This is a genomic window from Peribacillus sp. P4_C12 (assembly GCF_056402095.1).
The window spans coordinates 1-591 of the sequence record NZ_JBFUIB010001167.1 but is presented as its reverse complement, the minus strand read 5'-3'; the positions used below and the strand labels follow the sequence as shown (position 1 = coordinate 591).

Sequence of the window (591 nt, the reverse complement as noted above, 5' to 3'; positions counted from 1 at the left end):
TTATTTACCGTAAAAACCAACAGGGCATAGTAATAGAAATATCGGCAACTTTAAGATCATTTGAAACCAATACTACTCTTTAAATAAAAGTTTTTGTCAATTTCTTTTCGGTTACATCCTCTTGTTCTTCATTCCAAAAATCATACTTTATACCTCAAGAATTCCTTTTCTTAATGAACTATCCTGCCCCGTTAGTAAGAAAAAAGGCCACCAAATGGTAGCCCCGGATCTCAACTAACGCACCTAGTCAGTTTAAGAATTTTCTATTTCGAATTGATGTAATAAACCAGATTATCAGTCCATTCACCAAATCTATTTTATTTAATTTTTGCAAATAAGGTGGAACGTGGAACTCCTGTAGCACCATCAAATATCATATCCTCTTTTACAAATCTTACATTAACCCCTTTTTCAGCTAATTCATGAACTATCTTATTTAAGTCCAAAAGAAGAACGAGCTAAACGATCTATTTCAGTTACTACTAATGTATCTCCTTCTCGTGCAAATTCAATAGCTTCATAAAGTTGGGCTATTTGTTTTGTACTTGTCCCGGTTACTTTTTTAACAAAAAGCTTTTCGCACCCTTCCTT

General features: G+C 33.3%; 1 protein-coding gene. It reads right to left on the bottom strand.

From position 1 onward, the window contains the following. Positions 1-432: 432 nt before the first annotated feature. Positions 433-513, bottom strand: coding sequence for a hypothetical protein (locus tag AC1DUW_RS31965; RefSeq protein ID WP_477644597.1), 81 nt, complete (start codon positions 511-513; stop codon positions 433-435). Positions 514-591 lie beyond the last annotated feature (78 nt).